Raw genomic sequence first — 5,031 nt, forward strand, 5'->3', positions numbered from 1 at the left:
GAGATATTTTAAGAATGAATATCCAAAGCCTGTATCAAATAGAACCTTGATAATAGGAGGAATACTTGCAGGATGCGTTCTTAATATCAAATTCAATTCGCTTGGATTCTTCTTTGCCTGGATGGTAATGATACTTATAGCAGACCTTACTATTGTTCCTAAATCAGCTGACATCAGTTCTGATCTGAAAACAGATGAAAATAGTTCTACGCATAGGTCAAATGAGACTGATACATCTAAAGATAAGAACTTTATGCTTGGAATAAGACTTAAAAGGTGTGTAATACACGGATGCCTCTTTTTACTTGGTATGCTTATAGCAACAATTCCATGGATCATTTATTTTGCTATAAATGGTGCCTTATATGATTGGTTCCATGTATATATATATTTGAACGTATTTGTATATAGCGAGAAGCTTCCGTTAATAGAGCGACTATATAATATGCTCAAGATAGTCTATAACCATATGCTGTCTAATCCTTATTGCGGAGTCCTTGCAGCACTTGGTGGTTTTGGCTTTATAGTCATGAAGAGTAAATGGATCGAAAAGCTCAACATCGTTATGCTTGCTGGATTTACAGCACTTATTATATTTATTGGTGGTGTTGAACTTCAGTATTATTCATTTCCTTTATGGACTTTTACAATTCTTGGAATGATTGCAATAGGACGTATTGTAGAATATATATTTACATATTCGATAAGGAAGAAGATAACCAAAGGAGATATAAATCCTGTTTCATCAGATAATGATGATGAAGTTACAGATAATACAAATACTACAGTTTATCTGGATACTACAGATGTAAAGAATGCTTCCACACATACAAGTAGTCATGTAGTACAGATCATCGTAACCACTTGTGTGGTGGCCCTTGCAGCAGTCATATCATATACTACATCCATGAATACATTCTTTATGAAGTATGACAGAGATGATATATGGCTATACCATTTTACTGATATAGTAGAAAACTCAGGAATTGAGAATCCAACACTTATCAATATGGGATGCTTTGATGCGGGACTTTATACAACCTGTGGTATTGTTCCAACGTGTAGATTCTTCCAGACACAGACAATCAAATTAAGTGACGTGGGTGATGTGCAGGGAGAATATATTAATACTGGTAAAACGGATTTTGTACTAGTCAGAGACACTATTCCTGATAACATAGATGATCATTATGAGCTTATAGCAGAAGAAAAATGGGAACAAAGTGGTAGTGAGACTGTATTTTATCTCTATGAACTTGTTAAATGAATATAGGTTTATTTAGATAATGAATTTAGACTAAACTGAGTAGTTAATATGGATTTATTTAAACTTAGTTGTTAATAACGATTATTACTGACATAGCAATTATCAGAACAGATATAAAGATTATTTAATTAGGAGTTTTATTTATGCTAATCATTAGAGTCGCAGGCGGACTTGGCAATCAGATGCAGCAGTACGCAATGTACAGAAAATTAAAGAGTCTTGGAAAGGAAGTTAAGCTTGACCTTTCCTGGTTTAATGAGGATAATCAAAAAGGCCTTCTTGCGCCTAGAAAGTGTGAACTTAAGTACTTTGATGGTATAGATTTTGAAGAATGTACGGATGAAGAAAGAAACGTGTTTACTAATAGAAGCACGCTTATCAAAGTAATTAATAAGTTAATACCTGCTACTAAGAAGATATTTGAAGAGACCAAGATGTATCATCCGGAGATATACAGTTTTAAAGATAAGTATCTTGAAGGGTATTTCCTTTGTAACAAGTATTATGCTGACATTCTTCCATTTCTTCAAAATGAGATAGTATTTCCAAAGCACACTGATCCTGACATGCAGAAAAGGAATGAAGAATTAATGCGGAGAATGGATGGATGGCATACAGCCAGCATTCATTTAAGACGTGGTGATTATGTAACGCAGCCTGAGAATGAGGCGCTTTACGGAGGCATTGCTACAGATGCTTATTATGATGCTGCCATAAGATATATTCTTGATAAGGATTATCAGACACACTTTTTCATATTTTCTAATGATCCTGAGTATGCGCGTGAACACTACAGCGATACATCAAGGTATACGATAGTAACAGGTAATGATGGTGTTAATAGCCTTCTTGATATGGAACTTATGAGTCATTGCAGATACAATATTTGTGCTAACTCCACATTTTCATTCTGGGGAGCAAGACTCAATAAGCGTTCGGATAAAGAGATGATCAGGACCTACAAAATGAGGAACAATCAGGAAGTTAATTCAAGAGAGATGACAGATTACTGGAAAGATTGGATTCTTATAGATGAAAAGGGGAACAGGGTATTTTAAATGTAAATATCCTGAGCGGAGGAATTTATGCAGATTTGCTCAATGTTTTTTTTGATATTTCTTGCGGTAGTGGCGCTGGTTAATTACATATTGCCGCAGAAGATACGCCCGTATTGGCTTCTTATAGCAAGCTTTGCGTTCTACGCAAGTTATGATGCATTGTACCTTATAGTGATACTTATAGGCATAATGATCTCATATTATGCGGCAAGATTTATTGAGAATAAGCCTGAGAATGGGAAAGCAGTACTTGTCACAACTGTAGTATTACTTGTAGCAAGCCTTGTATACTTTAAATATACAGGAATGATTGGTACAACTATAAGGAATATTCAGGAACTTGCGACAGGAAGTTCTGAGTTTAAACTTGAGAGCATTATAGTGCCTCTTGGTATATCCTATTATCTTCTACAGATGATCGGATATGTAATCGACGTATATCACAAGAAGATTGAAACAAGTAAAAGCCTTGTAAATTATGCCTTATTTGTATCATTCTTCCCAACAGTAGTATCTGGTCCTATTGAACGTGCCGGCAATATGATTCCTCAGTATGAGAAGCTTCCCGGATTTGATGAGGACAATGTTAGAAAAGGGCTTTTGCAGATAATCTGGGGTTTTTTCCTTAAGATGATAGTAGCAGACAGAATCGGTGTCCTTGTAAGTACTGTTAATGCTAATCCTTCTGCCTATAGTGGAAGTGTAGTATTTGTTATAGTACTCATGTATGCAGTTCAGATATTTACTGACTTTGGTGGATATTCCAACATAGCGATAGGAAGTGCTAGAGTCCTTGGAATCAAGGTTATGGACAACTTTGATTCTCCATTTCTTTCAACAAGCGTGGCAGAGTTTTGGCGCAGATGGCATATATCGCTTTCTACCTGGTTCAGAGATTATATCTATATCTCTCTTGGAGGTAACAGGAAAGGTAAGGCTAGAAAGTATATTAATATTCTTATAACTTTCTTTGCTAGCGGCTTGTGGCATGGCGCTGCCTGGACATATGCTGTATGGGGCCTTTTGAACGGAGCTTTCCAGGTTATTGGAATGGTACTAATGCCTCTAAGGAATAAGTTTGTTAAGATACTTCATATAGACAGGAAAGCTTTTTCCCACAGATTACTTAAGACAGCATTTACCTTCTTTCTTTTTGCATTTGCACTTATATTCTTTGGCAAAGATACATTTGCCCAAGCCATCTTGATCATGAAGAATATGTGGAAGTTTACACCATGGGTATTTACAGATGGAACCTTTTATACACTTGGTCTTGATAGACCTAACTTTAATCTTATGATTGTAGGCCTTGTGATTATGGTAATAGCAGATATCTTTAAATGCAAAGGCTGTGATATTCCGGGAGTCATATCCAGACAAAGCCTTTGGATCAGATGGTGTATTTATATAGGAGCACTTGTCCTTATCAGCGTATGCGGAGTATGGGGACACGGATATGATGCTACAAGCTTTATATATGTTCAGTTTTAAATAGCATGTAATAATTAATACTTTAGAGCTTCGTCAATGCTTATAATAATTGACTAATATTCTATACGAGAAAATATAGATCAATATATGAGGACCAAAATGGCTGATATAAAAGAGCAAGTTGGAAATAAAAATAATAAGTCACAAAACCTAGTACTATTCATAGTAAAAGCTATAGCGCTTATAGCTATAGCTGCTATCATTATGCAGGCAGTATTTAAGGTGGTTCAAAGGAAAGAAAGCTATGAGAAGTACGCAGACTTTTTTGACGTAGCAGATCAGATAGATGTTCTGTATCTGGGATCTTCACATGTCATAAATGGTGTAAATCCTGTACAGATATTTGAACAGTACGGGTACACAGGCTATAACATGGGCGGACATGGAAGTGTTATGTCTACTACCTATTGGGAGCTAATGATGGCTCTTCAGTATTGTAATCCCAAGGTTGTATTTGTAGATGCATACATGCTTGAGAAGAATTACCAGTATATTGATGTTATGGATGAAAATGCTACAGCAGATGATCTTAACACATCAGTAGAACAGCTTCATCTCAATATGGACTGCTGGCCATATTCTGATGTCAAGAAAGCTGCTATTGAAGATCTTATATACGATACAGACCTTCATCAGGACTTTCTCTTTGATTTTGAGCTTTATCATGAGAGATGGACTGAACTTGATAATAACGATTTCTTAAGGCTTAATGGTACAAGCGACAGGAATCTTCTTATGGGTTGTGAAAAGAGGACTCTTGTTCATGGCACATATACTCTTGCAGAAGAAACATCCGGATTTACAGAAGAGACTGTAAGCATGAAGTATTTAAGGAAGATAATAGAAGAATGTCAGTTACGCGGAATAGAAGTGGTTACTATGTTCCTTCCCCTTGCTGAAGTAGAGTCTCAGGATATGGCAGCTGCAGCTACTACAGAAGCAATTTCTGCTGAGTATGGAATACCATGTCTTAATATGATTCAGGATACAAGCATTGTTAATCTCTATACAGATCTTAATGATTCCGGTCACCTTAATGTTGGTGGTATGAACAGAGTATCTGCATATCTTGGGAAGTGGCTTGCTGATAATGAAGGAGATATACTCACAGATCATAGAGCAGATAGTAGCTATAGTATATGGTCAGACAGAGTAGCTCAAAGTCATGAAGCAGAGTCATCACTTGTTGAGTCAGCTGACAATGCTTATAGTGCC

General features: G+C 36.2%; 4 protein-coding genes. All 4 read left to right on the forward strand.

The features are described 5' to 3' along the window. On the forward strand, positions 1-1,267 hold a 1,267-nt coding region (locus K6G87_RS06910; RefSeq protein ID WP_296835283.1), incomplete at its 5' end, for a hypothetical protein. A 143-nt stretch (positions 1,268-1,410) separates the two neighbouring features. Next, complete coding sequence (locus tag K6G87_RS06915) at positions 1,411-2,325, forward strand: alpha-1,2-fucosyltransferase (RefSeq protein ID WP_296835285.1); 915 nt, start codon at positions 1,411-1,413, stop codon at positions 2,323-2,325. A gap of 27 nt (positions 2,326-2,352) precedes the next feature. Further along, positions 2,353-3,816, forward strand: coding sequence for an MBOAT family O-acyltransferase (locus tag K6G87_RS06920; RefSeq protein ID WP_296835287.1), 1,464 nt, complete (start codon positions 2,353-2,355; stop codon positions 3,814-3,816). Between the two features lie 99 nt (positions 3,817-3,915). Beyond that, on the forward strand, positions 3,916-5,031 hold a 1,116-nt coding region (locus tag K6G87_RS06925), incomplete at its 3' end, for a hypothetical protein (RefSeq protein ID WP_296835289.1).

The organism is Butyrivibrio sp., from assembly GCF_024699075.1.

Excerpts from the sequence above, each read along its gene's own strand:
- K6G87_RS06915 (WP_296835285.1), top strand. The coding sequence starts at position 1,411 with ATGCTAATCATTAGAGTCGCAGGCGGACTTGGCAATCAGATGCAGCAG.
- K6G87_RS06920 (WP_296835287.1), top strand. The coding sequence starts at position 2,353 with ATGCAGATTTGCTCAATGTTTTTTTTGATATTTCTTGCGGTAGTGGCG.